The organism is Pedococcus sp. KACC 23699 (assembly GCF_045348425.1).
Classification (GTDB): domain Bacteria; phylum Actinomycetota; class Actinomycetes; order Actinomycetales; family Dermatophilaceae; genus Pedococcus.
The window spans coordinates 3,880,816-3,898,888 of sequence record NZ_CP157483.1 but is presented as its reverse complement, the minus strand read 5'-3'; the positions used below and the strand labels follow the sequence as shown (position 1 = coordinate 3,898,888).

At 70.2% G+C, this 18,073-nt stretch carries 20 protein-coding genes and 1 tRNA gene; 7 read left to right on the top strand and 14 right to left on the bottom strand.

Features of this window, described 5'->3' with window-relative positions:
- Nucleotides 1-2 precede the first annotated feature (2 nt).
- The 8 genes from ABEG17_RS18350 to ABEG17_RS18315 all read right to left on the bottom strand — a co-directional run bounded on the left by ABEG17_RS18350 (nucleotide 3) and on the right by ABEG17_RS18315 (nucleotide 6,792).
- A complete protein-coding gene (locus tag ABEG17_RS18350; protein ID WP_406830928.1) occupies nucleotides 3-1,415 on the bottom strand; it encodes an ABC transporter substrate-binding protein in 1,413 nt (470 codons plus the stop codon).
- A 23-nt stretch (nucleotides 1,416-1,438) separates the two neighbouring features.
- Nucleotides 1,439-2,263 (bottom strand): carbohydrate ABC transporter permease, encoded by an 825-nt coding sequence (locus tag ABEG17_RS18345; RefSeq protein WP_406830927.1) that lies wholly within the window; start codon nucleotides 2,261-2,263, stop codon nucleotides 1,439-1,441.
- Nucleotides 2,260-3,168, bottom strand: a complete 909-nt coding sequence (locus ABEG17_RS18340; RefSeq protein WP_406830926.1) for a carbohydrate ABC transporter permease — start codon at nucleotides 3,166-3,168, stop codon at nucleotides 2,260-2,262. The genes ABEG17_RS18345 and ABEG17_RS18340 overlap by 4 nt, the downstream gene beginning before the upstream one ends.
- A 155-nt stretch (nucleotides 3,169-3,323) precedes the next feature.
- A complete protein-coding gene (locus tag ABEG17_RS18335; protein WP_406830925.1) occupies nucleotides 3,324-3,872 on the bottom strand; it encodes a YbhB/YbcL family Raf kinase inhibitor-like protein in 549 nt (182 codons plus the stop codon).
- Between the two features lie 36 nt (nucleotides 3,873-3,908).
- Entirely contained in the window at nucleotides 3,909-4,304 is a 396-nt protein-coding gene (locus ABEG17_RS18330) for a DUF3037 domain-containing protein (protein ID WP_406830924.1), read from the bottom strand.
- Nucleotides 4,301-5,068 carry a HipA family kinase gene (locus ABEG17_RS18325; protein ID WP_406830922.1) on the bottom strand — a complete coding sequence of 256 codons (768 nt, stop codon included), beginning with the start codon at nucleotides 5,066-5,068 and terminating at the stop codon, nucleotides 4,301-4,303. Before ABEG17_RS18325 ends, ABEG17_RS18330 begins: the two co-directional genes overlap by 4 nt.
- A gap of 36 nt (nucleotides 5,069-5,104) precedes the next feature.
- Entirely contained in the window at nucleotides 5,105-6,328 is a 1,224-nt protein-coding gene (locus ABEG17_RS18320; RefSeq protein ID WP_406830921.1) for an MFS transporter, read from the bottom strand.
- Between the two features lie 5 nt (nucleotides 6,329-6,333).
- On the bottom strand, nucleotides 6,334-6,792 hold the full coding sequence (locus tag ABEG17_RS18315) for a MarR family winged helix-turn-helix transcriptional regulator (RefSeq protein WP_406830920.1): 459 nt from the start codon (nucleotides 6,790-6,792) through the stop codon (nucleotides 6,334-6,336).
- Nucleotides 6,793-6,942: 150 nt separating this feature from the next.
- On the opposite strand from ABEG17_RS18315, the gene ABEG17_RS18310 reads away from it, so the two are divergent.
- Nucleotides 6,943-7,407, top strand: coding sequence for a peroxiredoxin (locus ABEG17_RS18310; protein WP_406830919.1), 465 nt, complete (start codon nucleotides 6,943-6,945; stop codon nucleotides 7,405-7,407).
- A 17-nt stretch (nucleotides 7,408-7,424) separates the two neighbouring features.
- Here ABEG17_RS18310 and ABEG17_RS18305 read toward each other — a convergent pair whose 3' ends face one another.
- From ABEG17_RS18305 to ABEG17_RS18295, 3 genes are all read right to left on the bottom strand, one after another.
- Nucleotides 7,425-8,957: an ATP-dependent DNA ligase gene (locus ABEG17_RS18305; RefSeq protein WP_406830918.1), complete on the bottom strand. Its 1,533-nt coding sequence runs from the start codon at nucleotides 8,955-8,957 to the stop codon at nucleotides 7,425-7,427.
- Between the two features lie 83 nt (nucleotides 8,958-9,040).
- Nucleotides 9,041-10,159 (bottom strand): alanine dehydrogenase, encoded by a 1,119-nt coding sequence (gene ald, locus ABEG17_RS18300; protein ID WP_406830917.1) that lies wholly within the window; start codon nucleotides 10,157-10,159, stop codon nucleotides 9,041-9,043.
- A gap of 123 nt (nucleotides 10,160-10,282) precedes the next feature.
- Entirely contained in the window at nucleotides 10,283-10,468 is a 186-nt protein-coding gene (locus ABEG17_RS18295; RefSeq protein ID WP_406830916.1) for a hypothetical protein, read from the bottom strand.
- Between the two features lie 314 nt (nucleotides 10,469-10,782).
- Here ABEG17_RS18295 and ABEG17_RS18290 point away from each other — a divergent pair.
- The 3 genes from ABEG17_RS18290 to ABEG17_RS18280 all read left to right on the top strand — a co-directional run bounded on the left by ABEG17_RS18290 (nucleotide 10,783) and on the right by ABEG17_RS18280 (nucleotide 13,347).
- Nucleotides 10,783-10,870, top strand: a tRNA-Leu gene (locus tag ABEG17_RS18290).
- Between the two features lie 72 nt (nucleotides 10,871-10,942).
- Nucleotides 10,943-12,286: a M20/M25/M40 family metallo-hydrolase gene (locus tag ABEG17_RS18285; RefSeq protein ID WP_406830915.1), complete on the top strand. Its 1,344-nt coding sequence runs from the start codon at nucleotides 10,943-10,945 to the stop codon at nucleotides 12,284-12,286.
- Nucleotides 12,287-12,420: 134 nt separating this feature from the next.
- The gene (locus ABEG17_RS18280) at nucleotides 12,421-13,347 is read left to right on the top strand and encodes a hypothetical protein (RefSeq protein ID WP_406830914.1); all 927 of its coding nucleotides are present in this window, start codon (nucleotides 12,421-12,423) and stop codon (nucleotides 13,345-13,347) included.
- Here ABEG17_RS18280 and ABEG17_RS18275 read toward each other — a convergent pair.
- Nucleotides 13,322-13,507 (bottom strand): DUF5703 family protein, encoded by a 186-nt coding sequence (locus ABEG17_RS18275; RefSeq protein WP_406830913.1) that lies wholly within the window; start codon nucleotides 13,505-13,507, stop codon nucleotides 13,322-13,324. The two genes, ABEG17_RS18280 and ABEG17_RS18275, sit on opposite strands and share 26 nt — an antisense overlap.
- A gap of 38 nt (nucleotides 13,508-13,545) precedes the next feature.
- On the opposite strand from ABEG17_RS18275, the gene ABEG17_RS18270 reads away from it, so the two are divergent.
- On the top strand, nucleotides 13,546-13,929 hold the full coding sequence (locus tag ABEG17_RS18270; RefSeq protein WP_406830912.1) for a hypothetical protein: 384 nt from the start codon (nucleotides 13,546-13,548) through the stop codon (nucleotides 13,927-13,929).
- A gap of 56 nt (nucleotides 13,930-13,985) precedes the next feature.
- On the opposite strand, the gene ABEG17_RS18265 is transcribed toward ABEG17_RS18270, so the two are convergent.
- Nucleotides 13,986-14,924: an aldo/keto reductase gene (locus ABEG17_RS18265; RefSeq protein ID WP_406830911.1), complete on the bottom strand. Its 939-nt coding sequence runs from the start codon at nucleotides 14,922-14,924 to the stop codon at nucleotides 13,986-13,988.
- 78 nt (nucleotides 14,925-15,002) lie between these two features.
- On the opposite strand from ABEG17_RS18265, the gene ABEG17_RS18260 reads away from it, so the two are divergent.
- Complete coding sequence (locus ABEG17_RS18260) at nucleotides 15,003-16,061, top strand: LLM class F420-dependent oxidoreductase (RefSeq protein ID WP_406830910.1); 1,059 nt, start codon at nucleotides 15,003-15,005, stop codon at nucleotides 16,059-16,061.
- Nucleotides 16,062-16,135: 74 nt separating this feature from the next.
- Nucleotides 16,136-16,993 (top strand): undecaprenyl-diphosphate phosphatase, encoded by an 858-nt coding sequence (locus tag ABEG17_RS18255; protein WP_406830909.1) that lies wholly within the window; start codon nucleotides 16,136-16,138, stop codon nucleotides 16,991-16,993.
- A gap of 43 nt (nucleotides 16,994-17,036) precedes the next feature.
- Here the strand turns inward: ABEG17_RS18255 and corA are convergent, their stop codons facing one another.
- The gene (gene corA, locus ABEG17_RS18250) at nucleotides 17,037-18,017 is read right to left on the bottom strand and encodes a magnesium/cobalt transporter CorA (protein WP_406830908.1); all 981 of its coding nucleotides are present in this window, start codon (nucleotides 18,015-18,017) and stop codon (nucleotides 17,037-17,039) included.
- Between the last annotated feature and the right edge of the window lie 56 nt (nucleotides 18,018-18,073).

Sequence of the window (18,073 nt, the reverse complement as noted above, 5' to 3'; positions counted from 1 at the left end):
CCTTACTTGGTCGAGTCGTTGTAGGTCTTGATCTGCGGCTGGACCGACGTGGCCGCCTTGGTCATGGCCTGCTGCGGGTCGGTGCCGTTGAGCGCGGCCTCGAGGCCGTCCTCGGAGGCCTTGCGGGCCTGCGGCATGACGCCCAGGAGGCAACCCTGGGTGGCCTTGCTCAGCTGGGTGGACTCGAGCTGCTTGACGGCGACGTCGAACAGCGGGTTGTCCTTGCGGTAGGCCACGTCCTGAGGGTCGTCGAGCGCACCCTTGCTGATCGGGAAGTAGCCCGTGCCGGTGTGCCAGGTCGCCTGGACCTTGGGGTCCGCCAGGTACTTCACGAACTGCCAGGCCGCTTCCTTGTTGGCGTCCTTGTGGTTGACGCCGTCGATCCACAGGGAGGCGCCACCGATGATCGGGCCACCGGTGGTGCCGGCCGTGATGTGCGGGTATGCCGCCGCGCCGAGCTCCCAGCCGCCCTGCTTCGCCGCGTCGGTGTAGCCGCCGAGCTGGCCGGTCGACTCGAGGTTGATAGCGAGCTGCCCGGACTTGAAGGCAGCCTGGGCGGCCTTGGTGTCACGCCCGGTGTTGGCGGCGAGGCCGTCCTTGACCATCTTCTGCCACCAGGTGACGACCTTGACGCTCTCGGGGGAGTCGAAGGCCACCTTGGTGGCCTTACCGTCGCGCCCGTTGCCCTGGTCGCAGTACTCCTTGCCGTCGGTGGCGATGAACTGCTCGAGCAGCCAGCCGTAGATGGCCGCGCCGAAGCCGTAGTCGGCCGGGCCGCCGTTCTTCTTCGACAGCTTCTCGGCGGCGGCGCGCAGCGAGTCGAGGTCCTGGGGCGGCTTCGCCGGGTCGAGGCCGGCCTTCTTGAAGAGGGTCTTGTTGTAGTAGAGCACCGGCATCGAGGTGTTGAACGGCATCGAGCTGAGCTTGTCGTCGATCGAGTAGTAGCCGGTGATGTTCGGCTGCAGGTCGCTGACATCGAGCTTGTCGCGGTCGATGAACGCCTGCATCGGCACCGTCTGCTTGGCATCGATCATGAAGCGGGTGCCGATGTCGTAGGTCTGGATGACGTCCGGTGTCGACTTGCTCTGGATCGCGGCCTTGTACTTGGTGATCGCGTCGTCGTACTTGCCGGCATAGGTCGCCTTGACCTGGATCTTGCCCTTGTTGGCGGTGTTGAAGTCGTTGACGAGCTTGGTCAGCACCTCCGCGTTCTTGCCGTCCATGGCGTGCCAGAACGACACCGTCGTCACCCCGCCTGCCTTGCTGAGGGCATCCGCGGCGGGAGCCGCGACCCCGCCCTCGGAGTCGCCCCCTCCTCCGCCGCACCCGGCGAGGACCATTGACACGGCAGCGATCCCGGCGGGCACGGCATACCGAAGTCCCCTCCACCGTCCCGTGGTTGTCTTCGTTGTCAACACGTCTCGTGCTCCTTTGCGCATCACTTGACCGCACCCGTGGTGAGCCCACGGACGATGAACCGCTGCCCGAAGATGACGAGCAGCAAGGTGGGGAAGAGGGCGAGCATCACCCCGGCCAGGACCATGCCCGGGGTGTCACCGTCGGAGGACTGGAGCTGGCTGATCCCGATCTGGATCGTCTGGTGCCGGGGGTCCTCGGTCGCCAGCAGCGGCCAGAAGTACATGTTCCAGGCCGACAGCGCCGACCAGATGCCCAGCGCAGCCAGGCTCGGACGGGACAGGGGCACGAGGATCGAGAACAGGAACCGGAAGTGGCCCGCGCCGTCGACCCTGGCCGCGTCACGCAGCTCCATGGGGAAGGACAGGAAGGACTGGCGCAGCAGGAACGTGCCGAAGCCCGTCGCGAGGAACGGCAGCGTCAGGCCGGCGATGGTGTCCTTGAGGCCCAGGCTGGAGATCAGCAGGTAGTTCGGGATGATGATCGACTCGAAGGGGATCATCATCGTCGACAGGAACACCGCGAACCAGAACCCGCGCCAGCGCAACGGGAGGAAGACGAACGCGTAGGCCGCGAGGATGCTCGTCACCAGCTGGCCGACCATGATCCCGAGGGTCTGGCCGACGCTCGTCAGGTACTGGCTGCCGAGCGGGATGATGTCGAGCGCGTTGCCGTAGTTCTCCGGGAAGATGCCGTGCTCGGGCCACAGCGCGGGCGGGAAGCTGTTGGTGTCGCGCTCTCCCATGAAGGAGCCGACGAGCCCGTAGTAGACCGGGAAGAGCACCACGAGGAACATCACGGTGAGCAGGACGTAGGTCAGCACCGTGCCCCTGCGACGAGACCTCATCGGTAGAACACCCGCCGCTCGAGCACGCCGAACTGCACCGCGGTGATGACCAGGACGATGAGCAGCAGCACCATGGCCTGCGCCGAGGCGTAGCCGTAGTTGGAGTTGTTGTTGGCGAAGGCCTGCTCGTAGATGGAGTAGACCAGCGTCGTCGTGCGCCCCTCAGGGCCACCGACGGTGAGGATGCGGATCTGGCCGAAGCTCTGCAGCGAGTGGATCGTGCCGACGACGACGAGGAAGAACAGCTGCGGCGTGATGAGCGGCATGATGATCGACCGCTGCAGCCGCAGGCCGGACGCGCCGTCGAGACGGGCGGCCTCGAGCACGTCCTCCGGCAGGGCTCCGAGCCCGGCCGAGAGCACGAGCAGGTTGTAGCCGATCTGCATCCACACGGTGGCGCCCGAGACCGACCAGAGGGCCAGGTCGGGGTTGGTGAGCCAGTGGACCTTCCCGATGCCGAACTGGGACAGGATCCCGTTGAGCACCCCCGAGGCAGGGTTGAACAGGACCCCGAAGATCACCGACGCCGTGGCGACGGAGAAGGCGAACGGCAGCGCGAACGCCGTGCGGAAGAAGCGCACCCCCCGGATCCGCGACTGGAGCAGCAGGGCGAGGAACAAGGCGATGGCGATGCTCGGCACGACCGTGAGGATCGTGAAGGCCAACGTCACCCACAGCACGGTGAGGAACTCCGGGTCGGAGAACAGCCGCGTGTAGTTGACCAGGCCCACGAACCCGTTGGCGTTGCCGAGGATGTCGGTGCCCTGCACGGACAGCAGGACCGACTTGACCAGGGGCCAGAAGATGAAGACACCGAAGACGACCAGGGCGGGAAGCAGGTAGGCGATGCCGACCAGTGCTTCCTTGCGTCTGGTCGCCCCGGCGCCGGTGGCGGGAACGCTCATGCCGTGACCCTATAAGCCCGCTACGTGGTTGTTACCCACCGTATGGCGTGTTTACGGGGCTTTTGTCCCCCCGGTCGGGTTACTGACCAACGACGACGGCCCCCACCGCGACCGTGGACGGTGCGGTGGAGGCCGGTGCTGTTCAGGCGGTGGGGTCAGCCGTTCTTGTACGTGGCCGAGATGACGCCGCGCGCCAGGGTGTGGAAGCCCGTGTTGAATGCCGCCACCGCCGGAGTCACCGAGTCGTCGATGCCGAGGTCGTCGGTGTCCAGGGCGCTCACGGCGAACAGGTAGCGGTGGGCCCGGTCGCCCTCGGGCGGAGCGGCTCCACCGAACGCCTTGGTGCCGTAGTCGGTGGCCACGTGGAAGGCACCTTGGGGCAGTGCGCCGCCGCCCTCGGCGCCGGCACCTTCGGCGAGCTCGGTGACGTCGGCGGGGATGCCGACGACGACCCAGTGCCAGAAGCCCGACGGGGTCGGGGCGTCGGGGTCGAAGCACGTGACGACATACGACTTGGTGCCCTCGGGGGCACCGCTCCAGGACAGCTGAGGGGAGGTGTTGCCGCCGCTGAAGCCCCAGTCGTCGAAGACGTGGGCATCGGGCAGCGTGCCGCCGTCCTCGAAGGAGCTGCTGCGGACGGTGAGGGCGGGCACCTCGGGGAGCAGGTCGTAGGGGTTGGGGGCCAGTGGCCGGTCGAGAGTCATGAACCGAACCTAACCCGCGTCAGGCGGCCCAACCACTCAGCCGACGAGACGCTCCACGAGGGCGGCCAGCGAGGCCGCCGGGTCCTCGGTCAGGCCGCCGTGGATCGGACCGGGCTGCACCACCGTGCTTCGAGGGGCGCTGAGCCAGCCGAACCGTCGTCCGAGCCCACCCAGGGTGGGCAGCCCGCCGCCGGTGACGCCACGGCACACCTGGCAGACGGTCTCCAGGGTGTCGGCGACGGCCTGGACGTCCACCTCGGGGAAGAGGGTGCGCAACCGGTCCTCGTCGACGCGGTAGGACGCCTCGAGGAAGTCGGCCCCCTGGGAGTAGAGGATGACCCCGACGTTGACGAACTCCTCGCGCTCGACGCGGGGGACGCACCGCAGGGTGACGTACTGGTAGCCGTGGCGGGGTCCGCCGTTCCCCGTCATCGTGCGCCACCGGGCAGCCACGCAGCGGGGTTGGCCGCACGTGCCTGGAGGTGCTCGCGGTAGGCCACGCGCACGGCCGCTGGTGACTCCAGGCCGGGAGCCGGTTCGAGCCACTCGTCGGGCACGAGGGCCGTCACCGAGTCGATCAGGTCCGCGGTGAGCAGGGGAGCGAGCCGCTCGTGCGCCGCCGCGGGGTCGGCGGCCACGTCACGCAGCACGTGGGTGCTCGCGTCGAACCCCTGCGCGGCGAAGCGGGCCGCGTCGGCGCCTCGACCCGGCCAGCCGTGGTGGAAGTACAGCGCCGCGCCGTGGTCGATGAGCCACGGCTTGCGGTGCCAGACCAGCAGGTTGGGGTTGCTCCAGGTCCGGTCGACGTTCGCGGTGAACGCGTCGAGCCAGAGCACGTCGGCCGCGACCTCCGGCGTCGGTGGCCGCGACCCGTCGTACCCGAACGAGCCGGGCAGGAAGTCGATGCCGAGGTTGAGCCCGAGGCTCGCGGTGAGCAGGTCCTGGACCTCCTCGTCCGCCTCGTACTTCGCGATGGGCGACTGCAGGTCGACCACCGTGAGCCGCGGGACGTCCAGGCCGAGGGCCCGGGCCAGCTCGCCGACGAGGACCTCGGCGACGAGCACCTTGAGCCCCTGGCCGGCGCCGCGGAACTTCAGCACGTAGGTGCCGAGGTCGTCGGCCTCGATGATGCCGGGAAGTGACCCGCCCTCCTTGAGGGGGGTCACGTACCGGGTCGCCGTGATCTGCTCGAGCACGGGCGCCAGCCTAGGGGGCGGGGGAGTGCTGCCGGGTCAGGCGTCCCCGACGGTGACGGCCTCGGCCTCGAGGTCGCGCTCCTCGGTGGTGCGCTCGGCCATGGTGTGGCCGTGCTCCTTGTCGGTCGCCTGCACCTCACGGCGGGCGGTGAGCAGGACCAGGACGGCGAGGACGACGGCCCCGGAGCCCACCCAGAAGGGGATGTGCACCGAGCGCTCACCGAGCTTGCCGGCGAGGTATGGCGCGATGGCGCCTCCGCCGAACCGCACGAAGCTGTAGGCCGCGGAGGCGACCCCGCGCTCGACCGGCGAGACCTTCATGACCGTCTCGGTGATCAGGGTGTTGTTGATGCCGAGGAACGCACCGCTGAGGATGACGCCCACGACCAGGACCGGCTTGTGCTCGGTGCCGATCGCCATGGCGGCGAGGATGACCGCGAAGCCGAGCAGCGCTCCGACGATGCCGGGCAGGGTGCCGAAGCGACGCTGCAGCCGCGGCGCGACGACGACCGAGGTGAAGGCCAGCAGCAGGCCCCAGCCGAAGAAGACCAGGCCGACGTCGTGGGCGCCCATCGCCAGCGGGAACGGCGTGAAGGCCAGCAGCGTGAAGAAGCCGAAGTTGTAGAGCAGTGCCGTGATCCCGACGGTGAGCAGTCCTCGGTGGGACAGGGCACGCAGGGGTGCGGCGAGGCTGGTGCCACCGCCGGTGGGCCTGGTCGCCGGCAGGGTGGTGATGATGCCGATGAAGGCGATCGCCATGAGGGCGGAGACGCCCCAGAAGGGCCAGCGCCACGAGTGACCACCGAGCCAGCCGCCGAGAAGCGGACCGGTCGCGATGCCGACACCCAGCGCGGCTTCGTACAAGATGATCGCCTGGCCGACCGAGCCACGGGCGGCCCGGACGATGGTGGCCAGGGCGGTCGCGATGAACAGGGCGTTGCCGAGGCCCCAGACGGCACGGAAGGCGACGATCCCGCCCACGGAGTCCTGGGCGCCGGCGAGACCGGCACCCACGATGATCACCAGCAGTCCGACGAGCAGGGTGCGCTTGGCCCCGACCCGGCTGGAGACCCAGCCGGTGCCGAGCATGGCGACCCCCATCACGGCCATGTAGCTGGTGAACAGGAGCGAGACCTGTGAGGCGCTGGCCCCGAGGTCGTCGGCGATGGGCTTGAGGATGGGGTCGACGAGGCCGATGCCCATGAAGGCGATGACACAGGCGAAGGCGACGGACCAGACGGTCCTGGGTTGGCGCCACATGAGGGCTAGACGTCCTTTCGGGTGGGGTTGCTGGTCGTGGGGGCGGCCCGCAGGAGCAGGTCGTCCAGGGCGACGACGGCATCGCGCAGGCGCGCGACGTCGGCGTCGTCGAGGGTGGTGAGGATGGGGGAGAGGACCGCGGCTCGGGCCCGGCGGATCTCTTCGAGCGCGTCGCGACCGGCGGGCGTCAGCGACAACAGGCTCGCCCGCGCGTCGCCCGGGTCGGGTACGCGCTGGGCCCAGCCCTGGGACTCCAGCCGCTGGAGGGCGGTGGACATCGTCGGCTGGCTGCAGTGGTCGGCCTCGGCGAGGGTGCTGACGCGCGCTGGTCCGAGCTCGTCGAGCAGGGCGAGGAGCCGGGCCTGGGCGTAGGACACGTCGAAGGCGGCCAGTCGCGAGGCCCAGCGGGACAGCCGGGCGGCTGAGCGCAAGAGGTCGTTGGCGACCGTCTCCCTGGGGTTCATGGTCTCCACTTTACATAGGTGACCTATATAAACCAATCCGGGGCCGGGTTGACCGCGAATGACGGCCAGGACGCGCAGGGCTCCCCATCCGATCCTGCGCCCGGACGGACCACCGATCATCGATCACCGACCGCAGCAGGAGGCACCCCAATGAAGTCACTTCGCATCGGCGAGCTCGCCCCGCAGTTCGACCTCCCCGACCAGACCGGGACGCAGCGCAGCCTCACCAGCCTTCTCGAGGAGGGCAGTGTCGTGCTCTTCTTCTATCCGGCAGCGCTCAGCGGCGGCTGCACCAAGGAGGCCTGCCACTTCCGCAACCTGCAGGCCGACTTCGCCGCGGTGGGTGCCCAGCCTGTCGGGATCAGCATGGACACCGTCGACGCGCAGGCGCAGTTCGACGGCAAGGAGTCGCTCGGCATGCCGCTGCTCTCCGACGCCGACGGCGCCGTGGCGACCGCCTTCGGGGTGCGCCGCAAGTACATCACCCCGGTGAAGCGCGCGACCTTCGTCATCGCCCCGGACCGCCGGATCGTCGAGGTGATCGAGTCCGAGTGGAACATGGAGAAGCACGCCGACATCGCGCTCCAGGTGCTCGGGGCCGCGGTCAAGCGCTGAGGACGCTTCCCGGCGGCTCAGCCGCTCAGCGAGCGCACGGTGTCGACCGTGTCAGCCTCGGCGGCGGTCTTGTCGTCGCGGTAGCGGATGACGCGGGCGAACCTCAGGGCCATCCCGCCGGGGTAGCGCGAGGACGTCTGGATGCCGTCGAACGCGATCTCGACGACCTGCTCCGGGCGGACGTGCACGACGTGGCCCCTGCGGCTGGTCTCCAGCTCGAGGAACCGTGCCGTCTGCCAGGTCAGGGTCTCGTCGGTCATCCCCTTGAACGTCTTGCCGAGCATGACGAACCCGCCGGTCTCGGGGTCACGCGCGCCGAGGTGGATGTTGGACAGCCAGCCCTCGCGGCGTCCGCTGCCCCACTCGACCGCCAGCACCACGAGGTCGAGGGTGTGCCGCGGCTTGACCTTGACCCACCCGGCACCGCGCCGGCCGGCGGCATACGGGGCGGACGGCGACTTCACCACGACGCCCTCATGGCCGTCGGTGACGAGTCGGTGGAAGAACTCGGCAGCCTCGGTCGCCGAGGGCGCCAGGGTGCGGGGCACCTGCCACCGCTGCGGAACGAGCTCCGCGAGCCGTGCGAACCGTTCGGTCGCGGGCAGGTCGAGCAGGTCCTGGCCGTCGACGTGCAGCAGGTCGAAGAAGTAGGGCGTGACGGGGACCGCCGCCCGCAGCTCGTCGACGCCGGTGCTGCTCATCGTGCGCGATGCCGTCTGCTGGAACGGCCGCGGACGGCCGGCGTCGTCGAGGGCGATGGCCTCGCCGTCGATCACCAGGCGGTGGGCGGGGAGGGCGAGCACGGCCTCGACGACCTCCGGGAGGCGCTCGGTGATGTCGTCGAGGGACCGGGTGAACAGCCGCACGTCCTCGCCGTCGCGGTGCGCCTGCAACCGGATGCCGTCGAGCTTGCCGTCGACGAACACCCCGTCGTCGCCTGGGACGACCTGGTCCCACGCCGCGGCGACGTCGGGGGCGGAGGCAGCCAACATGGGTCGCACCGGGCGGCCGACCTCGAGACCGATCGTGGCCAGGGCTCCGCCTCCACCGGCCAGTGCTGCTTCGGCCACCGGCCCGGCGTACCCGGCCAGCATCACCGCCCGCCGCACCTCGGCCTCCGGCACCTCGGAGGCCACGGCGATCGCCGCCAGCATGACGCCGTCGAGCGCGCCCTGGCGGACCTGCCCGGTCACCAGCGCGCGGAGGTAGACCTGCTCGTCCTGGGTGAGTCGCTCGAACAACGCGACCACGGCGGCTGCCCGGGTGGCCGCCGACCCGCTCCCTGACACGGCACCGATCGAGGTCAGCGCCTCGTCCACCTCAGCGACGGTCACCGACGGCTCGGCGGCGGGCTCGGGCAGGGTGGCCAGGCCTCGCCAGCTCACGCCGATGCGACGCTGGGGCAGGACGCCGGACAGGTACGCGGCCACCGTGGCTGCATCCTGCGGCCCGGCGGCCCGCAACGCGTCGGCGACCGCAGCGGTCTTGGCCAGCCTCGAGCGAGTGGCGGAGGCGGCTTGGGAGGCGGCGACGACATCGGCGAGCAGCACCACCCGAACCTAGCCGCCGGCGCCGACAACCGCGCCCCGTCGAGGGATCGACGGGGCGCGGTGGTGCTTTGTGTGGCCGACGGTCAACCGGCGAGCACGTCCTCGAGGGCGACCGAGTCGAACCCGTGCGCCTCCGCGACCGGCGCGTAGGTGACGTGGCCGTCGTGGGTGTTGAGGCCGAGCGCGAGCGGACGGTTCGCGGCCAGCGCCGGGCGCCACCCCTGGTCGGCGAGCTGGACGGCATACGGGAGGGTCACGTTGGTCAGGGCGTAGGTGCTGGTGTGCGGCACCGCACCCGGCATGTTGGCGACGCAGTAGAACACCGAGTTGTGCACCTCGTAGGTGGGGTCGGCGTGGGTCGTCGGCCGGGAGTCCTCGAAACAGCCGCCCTGGTCGATGGAGATGTCGACGAGCACCGAGCCCGGCTTCATCCGCGAGACCTGCTCGTTGGTGACGAGCTTGGGGGCCTTGGCTCCGGGCACGAGCACCGCTCCGATGACGAGGTCGGCGTCGGAGATCGCGCGCTCCACCTCGTAGGCGTTCGAGGCGACCGTCTGGCAGTGGCCCTGATAGATCGCGTCGGCGTGCCGCAGCTTGCTGATGTCGCGGTCGAGGAGGAGGACCTCCGCCTGCATGCCGAGGGCGATGGCGGCGGCGTTCATGCCGGAGACGCCGGCGCCGATGACGACCACCTTCGCGGCATACACCCCGCTCACGCCGCCCATGAGGACGCCGCGGCCGCCCTGGGCGCGCATCAGGGTCTGGGCGCCCACCTGCGGGGCGAGGCGGCCGGCGACCTCGGACATCGGGGCCAGCAGCGGCAGCGAGCGGTCGGGCAGCTCGACGGTCTCGTAGGCGATGCCGGTCACCTTGCGCTTGACGAGCTCTTCGGTGAGGGGCCGGTCGGCGGCGAGGTGGAGGTAGGTGAAGAGGGTCTGCCCCTCGCGCATCCGGTGGTACTCCGCCTCGATGGGTTCCTTGACCTTGAGGATCAGGTCACCCGTGCCCCAGACGTCGTCGGCGGAGTCCAGGATCGTGGCCCCGGCGGCGACGTAGTCCTCGTCGAGGATGGAGGAGCCGACGCCGGCGTCCTTCTCGACGTACACCTCGTGGCCGTGGACGGCGAGCTCGTGCACCCCCGACGGAGTGATGGCGACGCGGTACTCGTGGTTCTTGACCTCGCGGGGGATCCCGACCTTCATGTGACGCTCCTCCATCGTGGGGTGGTCCTCGAACAATGGCGGAGATGGCGCGTGCTGCCAACCTGCCGATGGAGGAGCGTGCTCACGGGAAGCGTGCTGGGCGCCCCGACGGGGGCGGCGGGGTCAGGGAGCGACGGCCGCGGAGTGGTTGAGCGCGCCGATGAGGGCGACCCGCCACGGGGTGACGTCGCGGCTCGTGCGGCAGGAGGCGCCGCCGCAGGAGCAGGCCCACGCCCAGCCGCCCTGGCTGGATCGCTGGACGCGAGGATGGTGGAGAGCTGAGGACCGGTGGGCCGTGCGGTTGTTCACCCTTCGAAGGTAGAACCGTGCGTGCACACCCACGGCGCGCCGCGCCGCAGGTCGGCCGGCCTCACGAGGCATCTCGACCGAACGGACGAGGCAGGTATGGGGCGTTGTCACCACGGGGGCCCGAGCCGTCACCACGGTGGCCCGAGCCCGGACCCAGCCCGCGCGGGCCCGGACCCAGCCCGAACCGAGCCCGAACCGAGCCCGCGCGGGCCCTCGTTTTCCTTGGGACCGAGGCGGTTTGGGAGTTGTGGCTGCTGACGTGTATCGTTCCGGGTCGCAGCAGGCGCTCCTCGTGAGTGCGTGTGAAACACCTTGTCCGGGTGGCGGAATGGCAGACGCGCTAGCTTGAGGTGCTAGTGCCCTTTATCGGGCGTGGGGGTTCAAGTCCCCCTCCGGACACCAGTGACGAAGGACCCCGACAGATGCCTGTCGGGGTCCTTCGTCGTTCTCCCTCGGCCGCCTAGGGTGGACGACATGAGCGACGCCACCAGCCCTGACCGCACTGTCGAAGGACCCGTCGACGAGGTGGTGCGGATCTGTCGGGACCTCATCCGGATCGACAGCACCAACTACGGCGACGGCAGCGGACCGGGGGAGCGCGAGGCCGCCGACTACGTCGTCGCCCAGCTGCGCGAGGTCGGCCTCGAGCCGACCGTCGTCGAGAGCGACCCGGGCCGCACCAGCGTCATCGTGCGGATCGAGGGGCAGGACCGCGGTCGGCCTGCCCTGTGCATCCACGGCCACCTCGACGTGGTGCCCGCGAACGCCGCCGACTGGCAGGTCGACCCGCTGAGTGCCGAGCTGCGTGACGGCTGCGTCTGGGGCCGCGGCGCGGTCGACATGAAGGACATGGACGCCATGATCCTGGCCAACATCCGTGACCTCGCGCGCCGCGGCGCCAAGCCCCCGCGCGACGTCGTGTTCGCCTTCTTCGCCGACGAGGAGGCCGGAGGCGTCAAGGGCTCGCACCACGTCGTCAAGACCCGTCCCGAGCTGTTCGACGGCGTCAGCGAGGCCGTCAGCGAGGTGGGCGGCTACAGCGTGACCGTGCCGACCAAGGACGGCGAGCAGACCCGCGCCTACCTCGTGCAGACCGCCGAGAAGGGCATCCTCTGGCTGCGGCTCGTGGCCACCGGTCGCGCCGGCCACGGCTCGGTCCCGAACCCCGACAACGCGATCGTGCACCTCGCCGAGGCGATCAGCCGGATCAACGCCCACAAGTGGCCGCGCGAGTACATCGCCTCCGTGCGCGAGCTGCTCGACGGGCTCAGCGACCTCACCGGCACGAGCTACTCCGACGAGGAGCTCGACGAGCTGCTCGAGCACCTCGGTGGGGCCCAGGGGTTCGTCCGCGGCACCCTGCAGGACACCGCCAACTTCACCATGACCGACGCCGGCTACAAGCACAACGTCATCCCGCAGAGCGCCAGCGCGGCTCTCGACTGCCGGTTCCTGCCCGGGCACGACGACGCGCTGCTCGACACCATCCGCGAGCTCGCCGGCGACAAGGTCGAGGTGCAGGTCGTCCACCGCGACATCGCCCTCGACGCGCCGTTCGAAGGTCCCCTCGTCGAGGCCATGACGGCCGCCCTGCTCGCAGAGGACCCCGGCGCCCAGGTGCTGCCCTACTGCCTGTCCGGCGGCACCGACAACAAGGCGCTGAGCACCCTCGGCATCACCGGGTACGGCTTCGCCCCCCTGCAGCTGCCGGCCGACCTCGACTTCGCGCCGATGTTCCACGGCATCGACGAGCGGGTGCCGGTGTCGGCCCTCGAGTTCGGCGCCAAGGTGCTCCAGCGCTTCATCGCCACCTGCTGAGGGTCGGTATGGCGCGGGGCCTGCTCCGCGCCATACCCGGGCATCCCGACGGGTTTGCTACTCACCCGTAGCCTTCGCGCTCCTCCGTCGTTGACCGGACACAGACCACCGCCCTGTCCGGCAAAGGAGCCACCATGACCCGGCGTCGCCCGCACCCGTTCGCCCTTCGCTCGGCCGCTGCCCTCGGCGTCGCCGTGGCGCTCTCGGGACTGACGGCTCCGATGTCGCACGCCCTCGGCCTGCCCCAGCCGGTGAGCACCGCCGTCGGTGGGGTGACCTCGACCGTCAAGGGCGCCACCGGGGGTCTCGGCCTGCCTGTCCCGGGTGTGGGCACGGGCTCGTCCTCTGGCTCCGCCACATCCTCCGGTCACCCGTCGTCCACGACGACCTCGGGCACCCACGCCTCCGCCCCGTCCACGTCCTCCTCGTCGGGCGCTCCGGCCAAGGGCGCCGGCGGGTCGAAGGCCACCGGGAGCCAGGCACCGGCGACCGGCGCGGTCGTCGACTCGCCCGCGGCCACCGTGTGCCTCATCCCCACCGGGACGTCATCACCGGCCGTCGAGGTGGACCTCAAGGCGGCGGGTGTCGACCTCTCCTCGCCCCTGGTCAAGCAGTTCCCGCAGGCCTTCGCACCGTGTCCCAAGGGCGCGGTGCCGGCTGGTGACCACGTCGTGTCCGTCGACGCCGCCATCAAGGGCCTCCTCGGGGCGTGCGTCCGCGTGACCCGCCAGGTCGTGCCGGTCCAGACCACCCTGGTGGTGCTCGACCGCGACCTCATCAAGGAGCTCACCTCGGCGGGCGTCCCGCTGGAGCGCCTCGTCGTCGCGTGCCCGCGTGGCGCGACGGGGGCGCCGGCCGGTCATGTCCCGTCCTCGTCCACCAGCGCTCACCCCGGGACGACGAACCACACCGGCGCCGGCTCGGCGCTGCCCGCGAGCCTCGCGTTCACCGGTGCCGACTCCGTGCCGCTGGCCCTGCTGGGCGCCGGTCTGCTCTGGCTGGGAGTCCTGCTGACGCGCGGTGCCCGGGCCGCCCTCAGTACGGGCGGGGCGCGCGGATGATCTTGCGCCGCAGCCAGGTCCGCTGCAGGCCGCCGAGGTAGATCCGGGTCCGGTGCAGCTCCCAGTGGCCGTATTCCGCGTGCTCCACGAGGGCACGGCGGATGTCCGATCGGGAATCTCCTCGCGTGAAGCTCACCACGCGGTACTCGTACTCAACCATCGACGCCATTGTCACCCAGAACCCGCTACGGTCGGCACATGACCGCTGACCCGCGTGGCGCGCTGGCCGACCTCGTCGCCGCTTTCGAGCGGCACTTGGAGGCCTCGGCCTCCAAGCGTGGGGAGGACGACCCCACGGTGATCGCTTCGTACGACGACCTGGCCGACGCGTTCGCCGCCTACGACGACGCGCTGCTGCAGGCGTACGGCGAGATGACCCCGCTGGACATCTACGACGGTGACGACGAGGACGACGAGGAGCTCGACGACCACTCCGACGAGGACGGCGACGGCGCGGTCTACTCCGGCCTCGACGACGCCGACTACGACTCGGACGATGACGACTCGGACGATGACGACGCCGACGAAGACGACCCCGAGGACGAGGACGCGGACGACGTCAAGGTCGACCACCGGCGTTGAGGTCGACCCCAGCGCGCGGCTGACGCAGGCGACTGGGAGCCTGCGCAAGGGCTCCCTCAGTCGGAGACCTCGTCCAGCGCTGCGACGAGCTCCGGCGGGAGCTCGAGCTGCTCGCTGGCCAAGGAGGTGCGCAGCTGCGCCGTCGTGCGCGCCCCGACCACAGGACTGACCACACCCGGCCGATCGCGCACCCAGGCGATCGCCACCTCGGTGGGAGTGACCTCCAGGCCCTTGGCCGCGATGGCCAGGGCCTCGACGATCCCGGTGCTGCGGTCGTCGAGGTAGCGCGCCGTGAAGCGCGGGAAGTCGCGGGAGGCGGCCCTGGAGTCGGCCGGGATGCCGTGGCGGTACTTGCCGGTGAGCACCCCGCGACCCAGCGGTGACCACGGCAGGACGCCGAACCCCAGCGCCTGGGCCGCGTCCAACAGGTCGGGCTCGGGGGAGCGGTTGACGAGGGAGTACTCGACCTCGTTGGCCACCAACGGAACTCGCGCCTGCTCCAGCAGGGAGAACGCCCTGGCGCTCTGCCAGCCACTGAAGTTGGACACGCCGACGTACCGGGCGCGGCCCGTGGCCACCGCCCACTCCAGCGCCGACAACGTCTCGGTGAGCGGCGCTTCGTCGGACCAGGTGTGCACCAGCCAGAGGTCGACGTGGTCGGTGCCGAGCCGCTCCAGCGAGGTGTCGAGCTGGCTCAGCAGGCTGTGCCGTGAGGTGTCGACCACGCGCTGGCCAGAGCGGCGTGAGATCCCGGACTTGGTGCAGATGACGAGGTCCTCACGGTCCACGACGTCCTCGACCAGGCGGCCGATGATCTCCTCGGACGCACCGTCGGAGTAGCCGTGGGCCGTGTCCACCAGGTTGCCGCCGGCGTCGAGGAAGGTCCGCAGCTGGTCGCGGGCGCCTTCCTCGTCGGTCGTCCGGCCCCAGGTCATCGTGCCGAGGGCCAGCCGGGAGACCGACAGACCAGAGGTCCCCATTCGTCGCTGGCGCATGGTTCCCCACCGTAGTCGCCGGTTTCGCGTGGCCCGGCTCCGGCACGCGCGGGAGGCGTCGCCGATAACCTGCCGTCCATGGAACTCGGTGTGAACCTCGGCTACTTCGGCATGGGCATGGACCAGGACAACGTCGCGGTGGCGCAGGAGGCCGAGCGCCTCGGTTACGCGGTGGCGTGGGTGGCCGAGGCCTACGGCTCAGACGTCCCGACGGTGCTGTCCTGGATCGGTGCCCTGACCGACCGGATCGACCTCGGTGCCGCCGTGATGCAGATCCCGGCGCGAACGCCCGTGATGACGGCGATGACGGCGGCAACCCTGGACACCCTGTCCGGCGGGAGGTTCCGACTGGGCCTCGGGGTCAGCGGTCCGCAGGTGAGCGAGGGATGGCACGGGGTGCGCTTCGCCGCGCCCCTGGGCCGCACGCGCGAGTACGTCGAGATCGTCCGGATGGCCCTGCGCCGTGAGACGGTCGCCTACTCCGGCAAGCACTTCACGCTGCCGCTGCCCGACGGACCGGGGAAGCCGCTCAAGCTGACGATCCACCCGCCGCGGCCCGACCTGCCGATCTACCTCGCGGCCGTCGGCCCCAAGAACCTCGAGCTCGCCGGCGAGGTGGCCGACGGGTGGCACGCGATCTTCTTCAGCCCCGAGCACTCCGGTGACCAGGTGGCCAGCGTCGCCGCCGGACGTCGTCGGGCGGGGCGGGGGACCGAAGAGAACCCGTTGGAGGGCTTCGACATCGCGCCCTCGGTGCCCGTCGTGGTCGCCGACGACGTCGAGGCCGCTGCGGATGCCATCCGTCCCTACGCGGCCCTGTACATCGGCGGCATGGGATCGCGGGAGCAGAACTTCTACAACCAGCTCGCCTGCCGCATGGGGTTCGAGGATGCGGCGGCCGAGGTCCAGGACCTCTACCTCGCCAAGCAGCACCGCGACGCCGCCGCAGCCGTGCCGTTCGAGTTCATCGACGCCACCTCGCTGATCGGCCCACGAGAGCGCATCGCCGAGCGCATCGGACGGTATGCCGACGCCGGCGTGGGCACGCTCTCGGTCGCCCCGTTCGCTGGCAGCCTGGACGCCCGACTGCATGTCGTGCGGACGATGGCTGACGTCGTGCGCCAGACTGTCGGCTGAGCACCACGCACCACGCCGGGGCGCCCCACCCGTGGGCGCCTCCTCCTGAGCCCTGACCTCCTGAAAGCAGAGCCGTGATCCTCAGCTACCTCGACGCCGTCATCCTCGGCATCGTCGAGGGACTCACCGAGTTCCTCCCCGTGTCCTCGACCGCCCACCTCACCATCACCGAGAAGCTGCTCGGCCTGCAGGTCGACGACCCCGGAGTCACCGCCTACACGGCCGTCATCCAGCTCGGGGCGATCGTCGCCACGCTGCTCTACTTCCGCAAGGACATCGTGCGGCTGCTGGTCGCCTGGTTCGGTGGACTGCGCAGCGCCGAGGGCCGCACCCACCACGACTACATGCTGGCCTGGGCCGTCATCGTGGGCTCGATCCCCGTGGGCGTCGTCGGCTTCCTGGCCAAGGACCTGATCAGCGGGCCGCTGCGCAGCCTCTGGGTCGTCGCGGCCGCGCTCATCCTGTGGAGCGTCGTGATGTACCTCGCGGAGACCCGCCACACGGCCCTGACCAAGCAAGGGGTCGAGCGTGGCGAGGGCCAGATCACCCTGCGTGACGGGATCATGATCGGCCTGGTGCAGTGCTTCGCCCTCATCCCCGGCGTGTCACGGTCCGGCGCGACGATCTCGGCGGGCCTGTTCCGTGGCCTCGACCGGGTCACGGCCACCCGCCTGTCCTTCTTCATGGCGATCCCCGCCCTGACGGCAGCGGGCCTGTTCGAGATGGTCAGCGAGGCCGACCACCTCAAGCTGCTCGGCGTCGGCCAGATGGTCGTGGGGATCATCGTGTCCTTCGTCGTGGCCTACGCCTCGATCGCCTGGCTGCTGAAGTTCGTCGGCTCGCACAGGATCACCGCGTTCGTCTGGTACCGCGTCAGCCTCGGCATCGTGCTCATCGTCGCCCTCGGCGCAGGGTGGATCGCGGCCACCTGATCGTCGGCCACCTGAGCGCCCGCCGCGTGGTCGTCGCGGGCGCTCAGAGCCAGCCGGACCGGCGGAACGCCCGGTAGAGGCTGCCGCAGGAACCGGCCATGACGGCCAGCACGACGAAGTACGCGTACTTCCAGGACAGCTCGGGCATGTTGTCGAAGTTCATGCCGTAGATGCCGGCGATCATCGTCGGCACCGCGGCGATGGCGACCCAGGCCGAGATCTTGCGCATGTCGATGTTCTGCTGGACGGTGATCTGGGCAAGGTGGGCGTTGAGGACGTCGGTGAGCAGGCGGTCGTAGGACTCCACGTGGTCGATGACGCGCAGCAGGTGGTCGGCCACGTCGCGGAACAGCAGCCGCATCTCCTTGACCGACACCGGTGACCGAGACCCGTCGTGCAGCATGGTGAGCGGGGCCGCGAGGGGAGTGGCTGCCCGGCGGAACTCCACCACCTCACGCTTGAGGCTGTAGATCTGCTCCGAGTCCGCCTCGCCGTGCCCGCCGAAGACGGTGGCCTCGATCTCGTCGAGGTCGTTCTGGAGCTCGGCGTCGATCTCGACGTACTTGTCCACGATCGCGTCCATGACCGCGTGGAGCACCGAGATCTCGCCGTGGCGGAGCATCTCAGGAGTGGCCTCGAGGCGCTTGCGCACCGTGGCCAGCGGACTGAGCTCGCCGTAGCGGACGGTCACGACGAACCGGTCACCCACGAAGAGCATCACCTCGCCGGTCTCGACGTCGCTGGTCTCCTCGACGTAGCGCAGCGTCTTGAGGACGACGAACATGGTGTTGTCGTACAGCTCGACCTTGGCCCGTTGGTTGCCCTTGACGGCATCCTCGACGGCCAGCGGGTGCAGCTTGAGCTCGTCGTTGACGAGGCCGAACTCCGCGTCGGTGGGGTCCTTGAGCCCGATCCAGAGGAAGGCGTGCGGGTCGTCACCGGTGCGCAGGGCGTCCAGCGCCTCGCTGAGGTCTCCGCAGGGTTGACGCGTTCCGTCACGGTAGATGGCTTGGTCGACGATCACGCGCCTACTCCACCACGTCCGTGCGGCCGGGGCGAGCGACCGGCCGTAGAGTGCGC

Coding starts and splice junctions, on each gene's coding strand:
- ABEG17_RS18280 (WP_406830914.1), top strand. CDS start 12,421: ATGACCCGGCGTCGCCCGCACCCGTTCGCCCTTCGCTCGGCCGCTGCC.
- ABEG17_RS18260 (WP_406830910.1), top strand. CDS start 15,003: ATGGAACTCGGTGTGAACCTCGGCTACTTCGGCATGGGCATGGACCAG.
- ABEG17_RS18275 (WP_406830913.1), bottom strand. CDS start 13,507: ATGGTTGAGTACGAGTACCGCGTGGTGAGCTTCACGCGAGGAGATTCC.
- ABEG17_RS18330 (WP_406830924.1), bottom strand. CDS start 4,304: ATGACGGGGAACGGCGGACCCCGCCACGGCTACCAGTACGTCACCCTG.
- ABEG17_RS18320 (WP_406830921.1), bottom strand. CDS start 6,328: ATGTGGCGCCAACCCAGGACCGTCTGGTCCGTCGCCTTCGCCTGTGTC.
- ABEG17_RS18265 (WP_406830911.1), bottom strand. CDS start 14,924: ATGCGCCAGCGACGAATGGGGACCTCTGGTCTGTCGGTCTCCCGGCTG.
- ABEG17_RS18345 (WP_406830927.1), bottom strand. CDS start 2,263: ATGAGGTCTCGTCGCAGGGGCACGGTGCTGACCTACGTCCTGCTCACC.
- ABEG17_RS18340 (WP_406830926.1), bottom strand. CDS start 3,168: ATGAGCGTTCCCGCCACCGGCGCCGGGGCGACCAGACGCAAGGAAGCA.
- ABEG17_RS18285 (WP_406830915.1), top strand. CDS start 10,943: ATGAGCGACGCCACCAGCCCTGACCGCACTGTCGAAGGACCCGTCGAC.
- ABEG17_RS18315 (WP_406830920.1), bottom strand. CDS start 6,792: ATGAACCCCAGGGAGACGGTCGCCAACGACCTCTTGCGCTCAGCCGCC.
- ald (WP_406830917.1), bottom strand. CDS start 10,159: ATGAAGGTCGGGATCCCCCGCGAGGTCAAGAACCACGAGTACCGCGTC.
- ABEG17_RS18310 (WP_406830919.1), top strand. CDS start 6,943: ATGAAGTCACTTCGCATCGGCGAGCTCGCCCCGCAGTTCGACCTCCCC.
- ABEG17_RS18270 (WP_406830912.1), top strand. CDS start 13,546: ATGACCGCTGACCCGCGTGGCGCGCTGGCCGACCTCGTCGCCGCTTTC.
- ABEG17_RS18335 (WP_406830925.1), bottom strand. CDS start 3,872: ATGACTCTCGACCGGCCACTGGCCCCCAACCCCTACGACCTGCTCCCC.